The sequence below is a fragment of the Rhodococcus sp. BP-261 genome, assembly GCF_019835205.1.
In the GTDB taxonomy this organism is placed as follows: Bacteria; Actinomycetota; Actinomycetes; order Mycobacteriales; family Mycobacteriaceae; genus Rhodococcoides; species Rhodococcoides kyotonensis_B.
In genome coordinates this window covers 181,631-199,593 of the sequence record NZ_JABUCO010000004.1, presented here as the reverse complement: position 1 = coordinate 199,593, position 17,963 = coordinate 181,631, and the positions used below count along the sequence as shown (strand labels likewise).

Below are 17,963 nucleotides of genomic sequence, written 5' to 3'. Positions count from 1 at the left end.
GTTGCCAGCTGTTGACCCTCCCATTGACTTGAAGGTGCAACTAGCATTGGCGGCCATGACGAAGAAATGGTGGATAGCAGGCGCAGCGGTCGTCGTGATCGCACTCGCTGCGTTTTTCGGACCGAAGATCTACGCGTCGTTCCAGGGTGACGACGCCCCAGCTGCGACCGTCTCCACATCGGGGGCGCAAGCTGCGACGACGGACGATCTGAACGGATCATGGACCATCGTGCCCGGCGACGCGTCGAACACGACAGCGGCGGGCTACACCGTCGACGAGGTTCTGAACGGATCCGACGTGACCGTGGTCGGCTCGACGACCGAGGTCAGCGGTGACGTGACCATCGCCGACAACGAGTTGACCGAGGGCGAAGTCGTCGTGCAGACCAACTCGATCACCACCGACAGCGACCGACGGGACAATCAGTTCCGCGGCAACATCTTCGACACCGCGACGTACCCGACGGCGACGTTCACGTTCACCTCGCCGGTCGACCTGTCGTCGGTTCCGAAGGACGGCACCGTGACGACGGTGAAGGCCGACGGCACCCTGACGCTGAAGGACCAGTCGCGTCCGGTGTCCGTCGACATCGAGGTGCTGCAGTCCGGTGACACGCTGATCGCGTCGGGAAGCATTCCGACGACGTGGGCCGACTACGGAATCCAGCCACCCTCACTGGGATTCGTCACCGTCGAAGACTCGGGAACCGTGGACTTCCTGATCAACCTGAACTCGAACTAGTTTCCTTCCGTCTCGGCCTGCTCGGCGTCCACCCCGGCGGGCCGAGGACGAAACCGAACCGTTCACGCCACGACCGCGATGCCGCTACATCCCTTGCGATGGAGCGGTATTCGTGTGTCTGGAGCGTCCAGATGTTGTACGTGTCCACCGGTTTCGTCAGGCCGTAGTGGGGGCGTTCGATCTCGTCGGCGTACGTCCCGAACATCCGGTCCCAGATGATGAAGATGCCGGCGTAGTTCTTGTCGAGGTACTGCGGGTCGCGTCCGTGATGCACGCGGTGATGCGACGGTGTGTTGAAGACGAATTCGATTGCGCGCGGAAGCTTGTCGATCCGCTCGGTGTGCACCCAGAACTGATAGACCAGGTTGATCGAAAAGCCGACGAACACCATCCACGGCGGAATTCCCAAGAGCGGCAAAGGAAGCCACATGACGATCTCGCCGCTGTTGTTCCACTTCTGACGCAGAGCAGTACTGAAGTTGAAGTATTCGCTCGAATGATGAGCTTGATGCGTCGCCCAGATGATCCGGGTTCGGTGCGCGATGCGGTGGTAGGTGTAGAACAGCACGTCGACGCCGACGATCAGAATCACCCACGTGTACCAGGCGTCGGCAGGCAGATGCCACGGAGCGACGTAGGCGTACAGCGCCGAATATGCGACGAGGGCGAGCGTCTTCCAGCCAGTCGTCGTGGCAATCGACACGAGACCCATGCTGACGCTGGCGCGTGCGTCCGAACCCTTGTAGCTGCCGCGTTCGCCTTCCTCGAGTTTGGCCGCCGCGAACCATTCGATGGCCAGCAGCACGACGAACGCGGGGATCGCCAGAGCGACGGGGTCACGCAGCGGCTCGGGTAACGAGTTCCATGCTGAACTGATCCACTCGAACATCCGACCGCACCCCTCTTGCGTAACACTTGGGGTCTCAGTGTAACGCTTTGTTGTGAGCTAGGCCATAGGCTGGGCTGGGCTGGGCTGGGCTGGGCTCGGGTCGGGGCGCGGGTCGGAGCGCGCGCTCGGGTCGGACCGAATGTGGCCTTCCGGTCACTCCGAGTGACCACAGGTGACATTCGGTCGGTCCGGGGAGGGGAAGGGGGCGGCGCGAAATTGGCCTATTCCCTACCAAGGTGGTAGGAATTAACGCAAGCCCGTCGAAGGAGATTGCCGTGCACATTACCGCCAAGGCGGACTATGCCGTACGCACTCTGCTCGAGCTCGCGGCCAACGAGGGCGCCCCCGGCAAGGCCGAGGCGCTGGCGGGTGCGCAGAACATTCCGCACAAGTTCCTGGAATCGGTGCTGTCGGATCTGCGTCGAGCCGATCTCGTCCGCAGCCGACGCGGCCCCGACGGCGGATACTGGCTGGCCCGCCCACCCGCAGAGATTTCCGTCGCCGATGTCGTCCGGGCCGTGGAGGGTCCGCTCGCGTCGGTACGCGGTCAGCGTCCGGAGGATGTCGAATATCCCGGGCCTGCCGAGCCGCTGCGGCTTGTCTGGCTTGCGGTCCGGGCGAATCTGCGTGCTGTGCTGGAGGAAGTGTCGCTGGCCGACATCGTCGACGAGCATCTTCCGTCCTTCGTTCACGACCTGACCAGCGATCCGGGGGCGTGGGCTCGACGGTGACCGGTGACACAGTGTTCACCCCACTGTGTCGCACCCGACAGAACTGCACGTTCGTGCAATATTGCAGAACTCTGCACTTTCCGTACGTTGGAATGCGTGACCAATCATCCCCCCGGCCTTCGTGATCAGAAGAAGGCAGCCACGAGAGACGCTCTCGGTCTCGCGGCCTTGAACCTCGCCAAGGTTCGAGGCCTGGATGCGGTCACCGCGGATGCCATCGCCGCCGAGGCGGGGGTGTCCACGCGTACGTTCCACAACTATTTCGCCAACAAAGAAGAAGCCGTTCTGCATCACGTCGAGGCTTCTGCGCTGGAATGGTTCGAGATGCTGCGTGCACGGCCGTCGGACGAGCCGCTCTGGGACTCGCTACGGCACGTCGGCGTCGCGATGGTGACCGACCCGGACAAAGACCTGGCCGAGACCTTCGCCGTCGCACAGCTCATCGAATCCAACCCCAGCGTCATGGCACGCAAGTTGGAAGTTCATCGCTCGCTGACCCGGGTACTCGGAGAAGCGATTGCCGAACGCACCGGCACCGACGTCGACCACGACCTCTATCCGAACCTGGTGCAAATGTCGGTAGGTGGAGCCGTCGCGGCAGCTCTGACCATCTGGACCAACGACCCCACAGGAGCTCTGTCGCCCCAACAGCTAGTCGAGGACGCATTCGACCAACTGCAGGCCGGACTCCCGGACCCGCGCGAACCGAAAACCAACTGAGGAGCCGTCACGTGGCCACCTATCTCTATCGAATCGGAAAGTTCGCCTACCGGCGAAAAGGCATCGTCCTGGGTCTGTGGCTCGCGATTCTCGTGCTCGCGGGCGTCGGCGCGAGCACGTTGTCCGGACCCACCGCCAACTCGTTCAACATCCCGGGCACACCTGCTCAGGAGGCGCTCGACCTGCAGAGCGAGCGCTTCGGACAGGTCGAGGATCCGCTGAGCGCCGTCTCCGCCCAGTACGTCTTCGGCGCTCCCGACGGCCAGTCGCTCGACACTCCCGAGTACACCGCGGCCATGGACGCGACGATCGCGGAGATCGACAAGATCGGTGACGTCGACGCCTCCGCGAAGCCCGGTGGCCAGCAGCCTTTGGTCAACCCCGTCGTCGGCAACACGGGGATCGTCGAGCAGTACAACCAGCTCGCGCAGCAGGACGGAACCCCTCCCGACGTGGCGGCCGCCAATGCCGCAGCGTTGTCGCCGCTCAGCCCGAACGGGCAGATCGGCACGCTCGACGTCCCGATCTCGGTCGAGCTGGCCGACGTCACCGACGAACTGCGCACCCAGCTCGACGAAGCTGCCCAGCCCGCCCGCGACGCCGGATTGACCGTCGAGCTCGGCGGTACCGTCGCGCAGAACGCGTCGCCGCCGGGCGGGACGTCGGAACTCGTCGGCCTCGCCGTCGCTGCCGTCGTACTGCTCATCATGTTCGGATCCGCCGTCGCCGCAGCACTGCCGCTCATCACCGCGATCGTCGGTATCGGCATCAGCAGCCTCGCCATCACGACCGCGTCCGGTTTCGCGGATCTGTCGACCTTCACGCCGATCCTCGCGATCATGATCGGCCTGGCCGTCGCCATCGACTACTCGCTGTTCATCCTCGCCCGATACCGGCACGAGCTGACGCTCACCGACGACCGCGAGGAAGCCGTCGGACGCTCGGTGGGAACGGCAGGTTCGGCCGTCGTCTTCGCCGGTGCGACCGTGCTCATCGCACTCGTCGCGTTGCGCGTCGTCGGCATTCCGTTCCTGTCCCAGATGGGTTACGCGGCCGGCTTCGCGGTGTTCATCGCCGTTCTCATCGCACTGACGTTCCTGCCCGCACTCCTCGGCCTGTTCAAGGGCAAGGCGTTCGGCGGCAAGATCAAGTTCGTCAACACCGCCGATCCCGAGGATCCGAAGGCTCCCGCCACGAACGGCCTCCGGTGGGCCCGAGCACTCGTCAAGCGTCCTGCGATCGGACTCATCGGCGGCGTTGTTCTCCTCGCCGTCATCGCGGGTCCGACCACCGGCCTGTCGCTCGCACTGCCGAGCATCGCCACCTCCGACCCGTCGACGTCGGTCCGCAAGGCCTACGACCTCGTCGAAGAAGGCTTCGGTCCCGGCAAGAACGGCCCACTGCTCGTCATCGCCGACGGCAGCGAAGCGCCGGAAGCCGATCGGACGGCAGGCTTCGCCAAGCTGGTCGAGTCGATCTCCGCCGAGGACGACGTCACCAACGCGCAGATCATCGCGGTCAACGAGGCGGGGGACACCGCACAGATCCTCGTGACACCGTCGAGTGAGCCGAACAGCGACGCGACCAAGAATCTCGTCGCCAACCTTCGCGATGCCGAATCCGGTTTCGCCGAGGCGAACAACGTGTCGTACGGCGTCACGGGTCAGACCGCGCTCGAACTCGACGTGTCGGAGAGACTGCAGGATGCTCTCGCGCCGTACCTTGCGGTCGTCGTCGGTCTCGCGTTCCTGCTGCTGATGCTGGTGTTCCGCTCGATCCTGGTTCCGTTGACGGCGACTCTCGGCTTCCTGCTCAGCGTGCTCGCCACGTTCGGTGCGACGGTGTTCATCTTCCAGGAAGGCGGATTGGGTCTGATCAGCAATCCGCAGCCGATCGTCAGCTTCATGCCGATCTTCCTGATCGGTGTCGTCTTCGGACTTGCGATGGACTACCAGGTTTTCCTGGTCTCGCGCATGCGTGAGGAGTACGTCCACGGCACGCCGGCGAAGGAGGCCGTCGTCAACGGTTTCAAGTACGGCGCCCGCGTGGTGACGTCGGCCGCGGTCATCATGATCTCCGTCTTCGCGGCGTTCATGGCCGAACCCGACTCGTTCATCAAGTCGATCGGTTTCGCCCTCGCGGCGGCTGTCTTCTTCGACGCGTTCGTCGTGCGTATGGTCATCATCCCGTCGGTCATGGCGCTCATGGGCGACAAGGCGTGGTGGCTGCCGAAGTGGCTGGACAAGATCCTGCCCGACGTCGACATCGAAGGCGCGAAGCTCGCCAAGGCAGAACCGAAGCGGGACGAGGAAGAGACGGTCAGGGCCTGACGTGCAGACGGCCGGAGATTCTCGTTCACCCGCGAAAACGTGGAGACTGTTTGACATGTGTACGAGTAATCTTCGGCCATCATGCTGATCCCCCTGCTCAAGACGTATCTGGCTCCGTACAAGCGGGCGATCGCAGCATTGATCGCTCTGCAGTTCGTGGCCACGGCGGCCGCGCTGTATCTGCCGAGCCTCAACGCCGACATCATCGACAACGGTGTGACGCGCGGCGACACCAACTACATCCTCTCCACCGGTGGATGGATGCTCGTGGTGTCGCTCGTGCAGATCGTCTGCTCGGTCTCCGCCGTCCTGATCGGCGCGAAATCTGCGATGGGCGCCGGACGCGATCTGCGCAAGGCGATTCTGCATCGCGTCGGAACCTTCTCGGCTCGCGAGGTCGGCCAGTTCGGTGCGCCGTCGCTGATCACTCGGAACACCAACGACGTGCAGCAGGTGCAGCTGCTGATCGTCATGGGATTCACCATCGTCGTCATGGCCCCGATCATGTGTGTCGGCGGCGTCGTGATGGCGTTGCGTGAAGACCTGGGCCTGTCCTGGGTCCTGCTCGTCGCAGTCCCCGGCCTCGCACTCTCCATGGGTCTCATCATCGTCCGCATGGTGCCGGGTTTCCGTGCGATGCAGGTGCGCATCGACGCCGTCAACCGCGTTCTGCGCGAACAGATCACCGGCATCCGCGTCGTCCGTGCATTCGTACGCGAACGCTTCGAGATCGACCGCTTCGGAGTTGCCAACGACGATCTGACGCAGGCGGCTCTGCGGGTCGGACGCCTGATGGCGTTGATGTTCCCGACGGTCATGCTCATCAGCAACGTCACCAGCGTCGCCGTGATCTGGTTCGGTGGCCACGCGATAAACAACGGCACGATGGAAATCGGTTCGCTCACCGCACTTCTCAGCTACATCATGCTGATTCTGATGTCGGTCATGATGGCGTCGTTCATCGCGATGATGGTTCCGCGCGCGTCGGTGTGCGCTGACCGTATCAGCGAGGTGCTGTCCACCGAGTCGTCTGTGGTGCTGCCGTCGTCACCCAAGCCGTTCGTGACGACGCCGGGCCTCGTCGAACTCCGGCATGCCGAGTTCTCTTTCCCCGGCGCCGAATTCCCGGTCCTGTGCGGCGTCGACTTCGTTGCCGAGCCGGGCAAGGTGACCGCCGTCATCGGCGGCACCGGATCGGGCAAGTCGACACTGATCAATCTGATTCCGCGTCTGATCGACGTCACCGCGGGCCAGGTCCTGGTCGGGGGCACCGACATTCGAGACCTGGACGTCGACGAACTGCGCAGCCACATCGGGCTCATCCCGCAGAAACCGTATCTGTTCTCCGGAACCATCGCGTCGAATCTGCGCTACGGAAAACCCGACGCCACCGACGACGAACTGTGGGAGGCGCTGGAGATCGCTCAGGCCGCCGACTTCGTCCGCAAGATGCCGGAAGGCCTGGAAACGGCCGTCTCGCAGGGAGGTACGACAGTGTCCGGTGGTCAACGCCAGCGTCTGGCCATCGCCAGGGCTCTCGTGCGGCGCCCCAGCATCTATCTGTTCGACGACTCGTTCTCCGCGCTCGACCTGACCACCGACTCGAAGCTTCGCGCGGCGTTGAAACCCGTCATCGCCGACGCCTGCATGATCGTTGTCGCCCAACGTGTCTCGACCATCGTCGACGCCGATCAGATTCTCGTTCTCGACGACGGCAAACCCGTCGGACTCGGGACGCACGAACATCTGCTCGCGACGTGCCCGACGTACGCCGAGATCGTCGACTCCCAGCACGCGGTGGCGGCGTCATGACCAAGCCCGCTACCAAGCCGTCGGAAGCTCCCGCCGCGCCGGCCGCCCCCGCCCCTGCGGGCAGACCTGCGGGGAACGCGCCCGGCACCAGGGCGCTTCACTTCAAGGCGTCGTTCGTCCGGCTGTTGAAGAAGCTCGCACCCGAACGTGTTCGACTCGTCGCCGTGTTGCTGTTCGCCATCGCGAGCGTGGTTCTCTCGGTCGCGGCACCGAGCATCCTCGGCCATGCGACGAACTTGATCTTCAACGGCGTCGTCGGGAATCAACTGCCGCCGGGTGTTTCGAAAGAACAAGCCGTCGACAGTCTTCGCGCCGACGGTCAGAACACCTTCGCCGACATGGTCGCCGGAATGGACGTCACCCCCGGCGTCGGAATCGACTTCTCGGCCGTCGGAAACGTTCTGTTGCTCGTCCTCGGGTTGTATGTGCTGTCGTCGCTGCTCGCCTGGGCGCAGGCGTACATTCTGAACATCGCGCTGCAGAGGACCATTCGACGCCTTCGCGGTGAGATCGAACGCAAGGTGCATCGACTTCCGTTGTCCTACTTCGACTCGCGTACCCGTGGTGAGTTGCTGAGCCGCGTCACCAACGACGTCGACAATGTCTCGACGAGTCTTCAGCAGACGTTGAGTCAGCTCGTCACCGGCGTTCTGACGGTGTTCGGAATTCTCGGCATGATGATCTGGATCTCGCCGCTGCTCGCTCTGGTTGCGGTACTGACGGTTCCGGCGTCGCTGGTCGTCACCGCCATGATCGCCAAGAGGTCGCAGCCACACTTCATCAACCAGTGGAAGCACACCGGACGGCTCAACGGGCAGATCGAGGAGACCTACACCGGGCACGAGATCGTCAAGGCATTCGGACGTCAGGCCGAGGTCGAGCGCGAGTTCGGCGAACGAAACGACAGCCTCTTCGAGTCGAGCTTCCGGGCGCAGTTCATCTCCGGAATGATCATGCCGACCATCATGTTTCTCGGGAACGTCAACTACGTGATCATCGCCGTCGTCGGTGGCCTGCGGGTGGCGTCGGGCACGCTGAGTCTCGGTGAGGTGCAGGCGTTCATCCAGTATTCGCGTCAGTTCACTCAGCCGCTGACGCAGATCGGGTCGATGGTGAACCTCGTGCAGTCCGGCGTCGCGTCGGCCGAGCGGATATTCGACCTGCTCGATGCCGACGACGAGGAGCCGGATCCGGCCAAGACTATCGTGCCCGTCGCCAACTGCGGACGCGTCGAGTTCGAGAACGTCTCGTTCCGCTACCGCGAGGATCAGCCGCTCATCGAGAACCTGTCGCTGGTGGCCCAGCCGGGCCATCTCGTCGCGATCGTCGGACCCACCGGCGCAGGCAAGACGACGCTCGTGAACCTGATCATGCGGTTCTACGACATCGACTCAGGACGCATCACCATCGACCACGTCGATACTCGAGACATGTCGCGCGACGAACTACGCGAACGCACGGGCATGGTGCTGCAGGACACCTGGCTGTTCGGCGGCACCATTCGGGACAACATCGCGTACGGCGATCCGGATGCCACCGAGGAAGAAATTCTCGAGGCCGCCCGCGTCAGCTACGTCGACAAGTTCGTGCATTCGCTGCCCGACGGGTACGACACGATCATCGACGAAGAAGGCAACAACGTCAGCGCCGGTGAGAAGCAGCTCATCACGATCGCGCGGGCGTTCCTCGCGAAGCCGATGATCCTGATTCTCGACGAGGCCACCAGTTCCGTCGACACCCGCACCGAGCTGCTCGTGCAGCAGGCCACCGCGGCGCTGCGCAACGACCGCACGAGTTTCGTCATCGCTCACCGACTCTCGACCATCCGCGATGCAGACCTCATCGTCGTCATGGAGGACGGTCACATCGTCGAGCAGGGCGATCACGATTCGCTCGTCTCGGCAGGCGGTGCGTACCACCGGTTGTATGCGTCGCAGTTCAGTTAGGCGGCTTCGCCGCACGTGAGCAGAAATGTGTAGCCCGCTACACATTTCTGCTCACATGCGCGTAGCGCCTAAGGTTGTGCCGGTGAGCGCTCCGAACGACCCCTTCTTCAGCATCGGCACCCGGATCGAGGATCGTCTGGGCCGGACGGGCACCATCCACACGCCGCACGGTGACATCGCGACGCCCGCGTTCATCGCCGTCGGAACCAAGGCGACGGTCAAAGCTGTGCTGCCGGAGGCGATGAAGGAACTCGGCGCGCAGGCCGTACTCGCCAACGCGTATCACCTGTATCTGCAGCCGGGCCCGGACATCGTCGACGAAGCAGGTGGTCTCGGCAAGTTCATGAACTGGGACGGCCCGACGTTCACCGACAGCGGCGGATTCCAGGTCATGTCGCTCGGCGTCGGATTCAAGAAGGTCATCTCGATGGATGCGAGTCGCGTCGAATCCGACGACGTCATCGCCGAGGGCAAGGAACGTCTCGCGCATGTCGACGACGACGGCGTCACCTTCAAATCGCATCTCGACGGGTCCCGGCACCGGTTCACTCCCGAGGTGTCGATGCAGATCCAGCATCAGCTGGGTGCCGACATCATGTTCGCCTTCGACGAACTGACCACGTTGATGAATACCCGTGGATACCAGGAACTGTCGGTGGACCGCACGCACGAATGGGCGAAAAGGTGTGTCGCCGAACATGAACGGTTGACGGCAGAACGCGTCGGGAAGCCTTATCAAGCTCTGTTCGGTGTCGTGCAGGGCGCGCAGTACGAGGATCTTCGACGCAAGGCGGCCAGCGGGCTCGAGACCATCGAGGGCGAGACGGGACGCGGATTCGACGGCTACGGCATCGGCGGCGCGCTCGAGAAGCAGAACCTCGGCACCATCACTCGGTGGGTGAACGAGGAACTGCCCGAGCACAAGCCGCGTCACATGCTCGGAATCAGCGAGCCCGACGACTTCTTCACCGCCATCGAGAACGGCGCCGACACCTTCGATTGCGTCAATCCCTCACGCGTGGCTCGGAATGCGGCGATCTATGTTCCGACAGGACGGTTCAACATCAACACCGCACGCTTCAAGCGTGACTTCACGCCGATCGACGAGAACTGCGATTGCTACACGTGCGCCCACTACACCAAGGCGTACATCCATCACCTCTTCAAGGCGAAGGAGATGCTGGCGTCGACGTTGTGCACCATCCACAACGAGCGATTCACCGTGAAACTCGTCGACGACATCCGTGCATCGATCGAGCAGGGTCGGTTCGAGGAGTTCAAGAAAGAATTTCTGGGCCGCTTCTACTAGGCCGGGTCGAGGTCGATCGACCAGCCGTCGTCGAAGATGTCCTGGTGGCACACCTGTGTGCCTGCGTCGAGGCACTCCTGCACCGACGACAGGTCCGGCCTCAGCGGGTAGGGCGCGGGAGTGAAATCGTGCACGACGCCGACTGCGCCTGCGACCAGACAGATCGTCGCGACGACTTTCGCGAACAGGTGACCGCGCGATCCGAGTACTGCCCACAGCAGCGTGATGCAGATGGCCGTCGGGACGAGGACGTGGCGTTGGAATGCGGTCGCCGAGCCGACCAGAGACGGCCCGTACGCGTTCACCGCCGAATAGAGCAGGACGCCGAACAGAACCCACAGGACGACGGCCGTCCGCGGAATGCACACGATCGACAGCACCGCGACAGTGCCGAGCCAGAGATACGCGGCCACCGTCAGCCACGGGTGCGGCGTTCCCACGAACACGTTCGCGTCGCCGGCGATCCAACCCCCACCGACTTTTTCACCTGCTGCCTTGACCAGCAGAACCAGAGTTCCGCCGCCCGGCGTCGAACGGCTCGACGTGAGATAGACCGACAGCTGGACCGCGGCGGCGACGACCGCGACGGCCACGACACCCGCCGACGCCGTGGTTCGACCGTTTCTCCACCAGCGCCAGACGAAGAACGGTGTGAACAGAACGATCAGGGGACCGCTGAGCCCGATCACCCCGACGGCCACGCACTCGGCGACGCGACGCCAGCGACTCCGGGGATCAGCGGAGAGGGTCAGCAGCAACAGCGAGATACCCGCGACGAAGATCAGGTTGGCGATGTTGCCGTACGGCTCCCAGAGCGGCGGCATCAACGCCAGCGATGCGAACAGTCCTGCACGCAGAATCGGCGACGGTAGGAGCCACTCGAGCCGAGCTGACAACGCAGGCAACAGCATCATCAGATGCACCACGATGGCCGCCCAGACGTACGCGGTGGGCGCGGCGGTCACGTCGAGTGGCCCGAACACCGCCGCGACGATCCTGGGGACGACATGCAGGTAGCCGGCGTACGGCGCGACGACGGCGCCGAGTCCGTCGTTGTGCGCGTCGGCCAGGAAGATCTGTCCGTCCTCGGCGAAGAGAGCGGCATCTCGGATCCGCGGTACTCCCCGGAGAACGAACGCCAGCGCAGCACAGACCGCGATCACCGTAGCCACCACGCGTTCGGTCGCGACCGGAGTTCGGCTGTCCTGAGCAGTCACCATGGGGAAAACCTACGTCGCACCGATCCCGGAGGCGGTCACGACATGGCGGTGACACGAAAAAGCCCCGACCATCGGGCCGGAGCTTCGTCGCGAGAGATCTAGACCGAAACGGGTTCCTGGTAGGTGGGCTCGCGCTTCTTGATGAACGCGATGACGCGGTAGGTGATGGGCATGACGAGCACCTCGACGAGCGTCTTCCAGACGAAGCCGACGATCACGTAGTTGATGAAGTCCTCCCACGTCGAGATACCGATGACGCCCGCGGCGATCGAGCAGAAGATCAGGGTGTCGAAGAATTCACCGACGATCGTCGAGCCGATCAGACGCGCCCACAGGTGCTTCTCCTTCGTGCGCTCCTTGATGGCGACGAGGACGAGCGAGTTCAACATCTGTCCGACGAAGTAGCCGGCCAGACCTGCGAGTACCAGGCGTGGCACGACACCGACGACGGACTCGAGCGCCTCCTGGTTCTCGTAGAAGCTCGCTGCAGGCAGTTCGATCGCGATCCAGAAGCACAGGGCCGCCAGGAAGATGGAACCGAAGCCGAGGTAGATGGCGCGCCTGGTGGCCTTGAAGCCGTACACCTCGCTGAGCACGTCGCCGAGAATGTAGGCGAGCGGAAACAGGAAGAATGCGCCGTCGGTGTTGATCGGCAGGACCTGGAACGGGCCGATGAAGAAATCGCTCCCACCGAAGAAGGCGACGCCCTTGCTCGCCGTCACATTCGAGATGATCAGGGTTGCCGCGAAGAGGGCCACGATTGTCGGATAGTAACCACGGCTGACGTGCGCGAACTGCGCTACGGCGTCGGGTCTGTCTTCGGAATTCTGAGCTGTCACGTGCTTCATCCAAACACGGGAAATCCCCAGGTCCGAATCGTTGTCCTCTATGTCTCGAATATCCACGGCGTCGTGGGAAGCTTGGACGGGTCCCAGCGCGCCAGCAGGTCCGCGACGGTGACGGCCTCACCCGGCTCCGCGAGCTCCAACGACTGAGCCAACAGCGCGAGCACATCGAACGGCCCGAGCCCCATCGCAGCCTGGTCCTCGAGTGTCACGGCACCGTCGCGTTTGGCGAGCCTCTTGCCCTGCGCATTCAGCGCGAGTGGCACATGTGCGTATGTGGGCGTTGGCAATTCGAGCAGCGTCGCGAGATACGCCTGACGTGGCGACGACGTCAACAGGTCGTCACCGCGAACCACCTGGTCGATTCCCTGCTCCCCGTCGTCGACGACGACCGCCAGGTTGTACGCGGCCACGCCGTCGACGCGGCGCAGCACGAAATCGTCGACCTGGCCGTGGAACCGCCCGAGCACGACGTCGTCGATCGAGAAATCGGTCACGTCGGCGCGCAGTCGCAACGCAGGCGGACGAGTCTTCGACGCCCTCTCCTCCGCCGTCAGGGTGCGGCAGGTGCCGGGGTAGGCGCCATCGGGTGCGTGCGGGGCGGATGCAGCCTCGAGAATTTCCCGACGCGTGCAGAAACACTCGTAGGTCATCCCGGCTGCGGTGAGCCGGGCGATGGCGTCGTCGTAGAGGGCCGTGCGCTCGGACTGCCTGGTGAGGGGACCGTCCCAGTCGAGGCCGATGGCCTGCAGGTCAGCGAGCTGCCGGGCTTCGGCGCCCTCGCGCACACGGTCCAGGTCCTCGATGCGCATCAAGAAATCGCGGTCGGTGGATCGCGCGAACAGCCAGGCGAGCAGTGCGGTGCGCAGGTTGCCGAGATGCAGGTCGCCCGACGGGCTCGGTGCGAATCGGCCGGCTCCTGTGCTCATTTTCTCCACTCTAGATGGGCATGGTGTACCAGTCTTGCTACCGCGGGAGCGTGATCTGCCCACCCTCAGGCAGGGACCATGCCGCCGTCGACGTGCATCGTCACTCCGGTGACGTAATCGGAGCCCTCGGAGACGAGGTACGACACCGCTGCCGCAACCTCCTCCGGCCGACCCATCCGCGGAATCGGAATGTTCTCGACCCCGTACTCGGCGCCCGCGGCCATCGGTGACGCGATCGGTCCGGGCGCGACGACGTTGCACGTGATGCCCCACGACCCGACCTGACGGGCGATCCACCTGCTCAGGTTGATCGTCCCCGCCTTCGCCGACGCGTATGCGGCACCCGACCGGCCGCCGGAGCCGTCTGCATCCACCGGCCCGACGCCGCCCACCTTGCCCGACACCGACGCGATGTTCACGAGACGGCCGTACCCCGCAGTCTTCATGTGGGGGAACACCGCTGCCTGGCACGCAAAGGCCGTTGCGGTCAGGTTGGTGTCGATGTCGCGGTGCCACGTGTCGACGGACAGGTTCTCGAACGACTCGCGCCCGCACGTGCCGGCGCAATTGACGAGAACGTCCAGCCGACCGAAGTCGTCGCCGACGCCGCGTATGGATTTCTGCAATCCTTCGACGTCGCGCACGTCGACGATCTTCGCTCCCGCGGCCGCGATGTCGCGGGCGGTGTCGCCGACTGCGTCCGAAATGTCGAGCAGCACAACGGAATAACCGTCTGAGATCAGGCGGGTGGCGATGCTGCGGCCGATACCCTGGGCTGCACCGGTGACGATTGCTACAGGTGTGGTCACGACGGGTCCTCTACTCTGCGATGCGGAAGCGTCGAACTTTGCCGACACTCGTTCTGGGAAGCTCGGCGATGATGTGCCACGCACGGGGACGTGCCGCCGGTGCAAGGTTCTTCGTGGCCCACTGATCGAGGTCGCACAGTTCCGGAGCGTGCGCGGCATCCTTCGGGACGACGTAGGCCACCGGAACCTTGTCCCTGATCGGATCGTCCTTCGCGACGACGGCGGCCTCGAGTACGCCCGGTGCTTGCGCGACGGCTGCTTCGACCTCGGTGAGGCTGACGTTCTCGCCCGCCACCTTGATGACGTCGTCGACCCGTCCGACGAAGCGGAGAACTCCGTTGTCCGACCGGACGAGATCACCCGTCGCGAACCATGTTTCGTCGCCTTCGGTGCCGAAGGACTTGTTCGTCGTCGCCTCGTCGTCGAGGTAGCCCGCGAACAAGTCGACGCCGGGCGTGCCTCGGACCGACAGTTGCCCGGGCTGACCGTCTTCTGCGTCGATCCTCACCTCCCGGCCGGGGATCGGCAGGCCGATGACGTCGTGTGTCGGTTTCTCGGCGCTGTCGCAGCAGACTATCGCGACGGTCTCCGTCATTCCGTAGAGCTGACGGGGACGCGTTCCGACCAGGGTTGCGAAGTCGTCGTAGTGCTCGGCCCCGAGGCTCTGTGCGAACCAGACATGCGTCAGGCCCAGAGTCCGGTGCGAGTCGTTGCGCGCCAGAATCATTCGGATCGGCGCAGCGAAGAGGCTGGCATGCGTGACGTTCAGTTCCGCGGCGACATCGACCCATTTCGATGCCGAGAACGACTGCGTCAGAGCCACGCTCGCGCCGACGTGAATCGCGGGTGCGAAGCAGTAGTACTGGGCGTTCGCGTGGAACAGCGGAAGCGTCACGTACCAGCGGTGCCCGGCCTGGAGTGTCGACGCCTCGGCCATGCGCTGTGCGACGTTCGCGTAGCAGGCTTGCGTCAACACAACGCCTTTCGGCGTCGAGGTGGTGCCGGAGGTGAACATGATGGCAAGCGTCCGGTCCGGAGTCGGGGAGGCCGAAGGAACGGCATCACCGAGCAACGGCGAGCCGTCGGAGACGTCGGTCGCGTCCTCGGTGAGGTCGAAGACGACAGGAATCGACTCGTCCGCACCGGCGCGATAGACGTCGGAACGTGTTGTGGCGCAGACGCCGACGACGGGGCGCACACGCGATACCTGGTTCGCGATGTCCCGCGCAGCCGATGCCGGATCGACGGGGACCATCGTCGCGTCGATTCGAGCCGCTGCCAACCACAGGGCTATGAAGGCGGGGGAATTCCTCAGTGCAAGATGAATCGTCGAACCCGGCTCGACTCCGGACTCGACCAGGGTCCCGGCCACGCGGGCGACGATGGCGTCGAAGTCGCGGTAGTTCCACTCCGTCACCCTGCCGTCGTCGCCGCGGAAGACGAGGAACGTGTTGTCGGGGTGGTCACGCACGGCGGCGTTCCAGACCTCGGTGAAGGTACGCATTCCTTGTCTCCTCGTTCGGTGGTGCTCACCAGCTTGGATCTGCGTGAACAGACACGCAATGACCAGTTGGGCAGAATTGGTGTGCGAAAATATGCAGTGTGTCGACGACCAGTGCAGACGACCTGTTGGTGCTGATGGAAGTGGCTCGCACGGGCAGGTTCACGCGTGCGGCCGAGACGCTGGGGCTCAACCACACCACCATTTCCCGACGCATCAAGGCGGTCGAGGTCTCGCTCGGCGGCCGTGTGCTGGTTCGAGCGACCGACGGCTGGGAGCTGACCGCGTTGGGGCACCGCGCGCTGGCGGCGGCCGAGAAGTTGCACGCCGTGCTCGCCGAGTTGCAGAAGGAACCCGGCGCGGAGCCGGTGCTTCGCGACGTCGTGCGGATGTCCGCGACCGACGCGTTCACCGCTTACATCGCGGCGCCGTCGGCGGCGCGTCTACGCGTGAAGCATCCGGAGTTGACCGTCGAGATCGTCTCGGCGACGAGAAGGGCTGCGCTGCAACGGTCCGGCCTGGACATCGAGATCGTCGTCGGCGAACCCAAGGTCCTGCGTGCCGACGCCTCGCGGCTGGGTGCGTACACGCTCGGCCTGTACGGATCCGTCGACTACCTCCAGCGCATGGGCACGCCGCGCACTCTCGACGAAGTGACCCGGCACGGCCTCGTCTACTTCATCCCGTCGATGCTGCAGGTCGACGAACTCGACGTGGGCCGGCGCTACGTTCCCGAGATGCGCGACGCGGTGACGTCCACCAACGTCTTCGCGCACGTCCAGGCCACGAAAGCGGGAGCGGGGCTCGGCCTCCTACCGACATTCATGGCCCAGCAGCACGACGACTTGATTCGACTCCTGCCCGACGAAGTCGGAGTACCGCTCGACTACTGGCTCGTCACGCGCCCCGACGCCACGCGTCGCCCTGCGGTCAAGGCTCTCATCGACGAATTGCGTTCCAAGACCGAGGAAATGACCGATCCGTCGACGGGGAGTGTGGGGTAGTTTCACCGTGTCGCGAGGTACAGTTCGACGAGATCGGTGAAGACGAGCGGATTGCGGCCGGTCAATTCGTGGATCTTTCTGGCGCGCAGCGCAACGGTGTTGACGTGCACGTACATCTGCTTGGCTGCTCTCGCCTGCGACATGTTGCAGTTCGCCAGTGCGGCTATCGTCTCGAGCAGGTGAGTCGCGTCCTCGATCGGTCCGAGTCTGTCGGCGACGAATCGCTCCCGTGCCGGGACGTCATGGCCGAGCAATACGTCCAGCAGAACATCGTTGTAAAGCAACATCTTTCCGGTCATTTGCTTCCGTGATGCCACGTCCTGCACGGCGCGCGCCTGAAGATAGGAGCGATGGCCGGCCCGTAGCGTGGGCGCCGTATCCCCTACGAAGATTCCGGTGCAGTCGCCGCTCGGGTCGTTGAGCAGTGTCGTCAGGCACGCGTCGAACCGGGATGTCGAATCGGAGTCGACGGGAGCGAAAGCGATCAAACTTCCGTCGCCTTCCCAGCAGAGGACGGGCTCGATTCGGGCAGCACTCAGTTTCGTTACCATACGACGCCGAAATCGTTGCGCGAGAAGGGGTTCGGAATGCTTCGACAGTGTGAACACCACGCAGGTGTGTGCTCTACCCTGATCGACACCCAGCACGCCTGTCCAGCGTTCCGCCTCCGCGGGATCGAGCTCCCACCCGTTGGTCAGAGCAGTCGCCAATTCTGTTTCTGCGCGTCGACTGACGGCATCGATGGCCGACGACGCCTCGCGATACGCGTCGATCATCGCGTTCGTAAGAGCATCGAAACATGACAGCGCGAGTTCCGTAGGAGTGTCGCTCGAGCCGTCCCGGTGCGTGCGCAGCACGTGCAGCAACATGACGCGTTCTGTGGACCGGAACGCCTGGATGACCGACTCCAGCGGCACTCCTTGGTGTGCGCGTTGCTCGCCCAACTCACGCGCGTGCACCAATTCGTCCGGGCGCAGAGGCGTACGTCGTCGCACGCAGTCGAGGACCACGACGACATTCATTCGAACGAAGTGGTCGAGCTCGACCCGATCGAACACGTTGCTCGTGTAGCCGCGATAGGTGTTCCAGATGAGCTGGACGGCCTCGTCGACCAGGTCGTCGACAGATCGTTCCGTGGTGGCCATTCGTACAGCATACTGTGGGAATCACACAGTA

15 protein-coding genes are annotated in these 17,963 nt (G+C 64.0%); 8 read left to right on the top strand and 7 right to left on the bottom strand.

Annotated elements, in window-relative coordinates:
* Positions 1–55: 55 nt before the first annotated feature.
* Positions 56–742 carry a YceI family protein gene (locus tag HQ354_RS06670; RefSeq protein ID WP_222634369.1) on the top strand — a complete coding sequence of 229 codons (687 nt, stop codon included), beginning with the start codon at positions 56–58 and terminating at the stop codon, positions 740–742.
* Here the strand turns inward: HQ354_RS06670 and HQ354_RS06665 are convergent.
* Positions 723–1,631, bottom strand: coding sequence for a sterol desaturase family protein (locus HQ354_RS06665; RefSeq protein ID WP_068423608.1), 909 nt, complete (start codon positions 1,629–1,631; stop codon positions 723–725). The genes HQ354_RS06670 and HQ354_RS06665 overlap by 20 nt on opposite strands.
* 275 nt (positions 1,632–1,906) lie before the next feature.
* Between HQ354_RS06665 and HQ354_RS06660 the strand changes: the two genes are divergently transcribed.
* From HQ354_RS06660 to tgt, 6 genes are all read left to right on the top strand, one after another.
* A complete protein-coding gene (locus HQ354_RS06660) occupies positions 1,907–2,362 on the top strand; it encodes an Rrf2 family transcriptional regulator (RefSeq protein ID WP_068423607.1) in 456 nt (151 codons plus the stop codon).
* A 96-nt stretch (positions 2,363–2,458) separates the two neighbouring features.
* A complete protein-coding gene (locus HQ354_RS06655) occupies positions 2,459–3,082 on the top strand; it encodes a TetR/AcrR family transcriptional regulator (protein ID WP_167678554.1) in 624 nt (207 codons plus the stop codon).
* 11 nt (positions 3,083–3,093) lie between these two features.
* Positions 3,094–5,412, top strand: a complete 2,319-nt coding sequence (locus HQ354_RS06650; RefSeq protein WP_068423603.1) for an MMPL family transporter — start codon at positions 3,094–3,096, stop codon at positions 5,410–5,412.
* Positions 5,413–5,493: 81 nt separating this feature from the next.
* Positions 5,494–7,224 (top strand): ABC transporter ATP-binding protein, encoded by a 1,731-nt coding sequence (locus HQ354_RS06645; protein WP_068423601.1) that lies wholly within the window; start codon positions 5,494–5,496, stop codon positions 7,222–7,224.
* Complete coding sequence (locus HQ354_RS06640) at positions 7,221–9,170, top strand: ABC transporter ATP-binding protein (protein ID WP_068423600.1); 1,950 nt, start codon at positions 7,221–7,223, stop codon at positions 9,168–9,170. The genes HQ354_RS06645 and HQ354_RS06640 overlap by 4 nt, the downstream gene beginning before the upstream one ends.
* Before the next feature lie 55 nt (positions 9,171–9,225).
* Positions 9,226–10,479, top strand: coding sequence for a tRNA guanosine(34) transglycosylase Tgt (tgt, locus tag HQ354_RS06635; RefSeq protein ID WP_068423597.1), 1,254 nt, complete (start codon positions 9,226–9,228; stop codon positions 10,477–10,479).
* Here the strand turns inward: tgt and HQ354_RS06630 are convergent.
* The 5 genes from HQ354_RS06630 to HQ354_RS06610 all read right to left on the bottom strand — a co-directional run bounded on the left by HQ354_RS06630 (position 10,476) and on the right by HQ354_RS06610 (position 15,786).
* Complete coding sequence (locus tag HQ354_RS06630; protein ID WP_222634370.1) at positions 10,476–11,699, bottom strand: hypothetical protein; 1,224 nt, start codon at positions 11,697–11,699, stop codon at positions 10,476–10,478. The genes tgt and HQ354_RS06630 overlap by 4 nt on opposite strands.
* A 98-nt stretch (positions 11,700–11,797) precedes the next feature.
* Positions 11,798–12,547, bottom strand: a complete 750-nt coding sequence (locus HQ354_RS06625) for a queuosine precursor transporter (protein ID WP_206031216.1) — start codon at positions 12,545–12,547, stop codon at positions 11,798–11,800.
* 38 nt (positions 12,548–12,585) lie between these two features.
* Positions 12,586–13,473, bottom strand: a complete 888-nt coding sequence (gene gluQRS, locus HQ354_RS06620) for a tRNA glutamyl-Q(34) synthetase GluQRS (RefSeq protein WP_222634371.1) — start codon at positions 13,471–13,473, stop codon at positions 12,586–12,588.
* A 65-nt stretch (positions 13,474–13,538) separates the two neighbouring features.
* Complete coding sequence (locus tag HQ354_RS06615; RefSeq protein ID WP_222634372.1) at positions 13,539–14,282, bottom strand: SDR family NAD(P)-dependent oxidoreductase; 744 nt, start codon at positions 14,280–14,282, stop codon at positions 13,539–13,541.
* 10 nt (positions 14,283–14,292) lie between these two features.
* Positions 14,293–15,786, bottom strand: coding sequence for a class I adenylate-forming enzyme family protein (locus HQ354_RS06610; protein WP_222634373.1), 1,494 nt, complete (start codon positions 15,784–15,786; stop codon positions 14,293–14,295).
* 98 nt (positions 15,787–15,884) lie between these two features.
* On the opposite strand from HQ354_RS06610, the gene HQ354_RS06605 reads away from it, so the two are divergent.
* Complete coding sequence (locus tag HQ354_RS06605; protein ID WP_279387076.1) at positions 15,885–16,787, top strand: LysR family transcriptional regulator; 903 nt, start codon at positions 15,885–15,887, stop codon at positions 16,785–16,787.
* A 2-nt stretch (positions 16,788–16,789) separates the two neighbouring features.
* On the opposite strand, the gene HQ354_RS06600 is transcribed toward HQ354_RS06605, so the two are convergent.
* The gene (locus tag HQ354_RS06600; protein ID WP_068423588.1) at positions 16,790–17,932 is read right to left on the bottom strand and encodes a CdaR family transcriptional regulator; all 1,143 of its coding nucleotides are present in this window, start codon (positions 17,930–17,932) and stop codon (positions 16,790–16,792) included.
* Positions 17,933–17,963 lie beyond the last annotated feature (31 nt).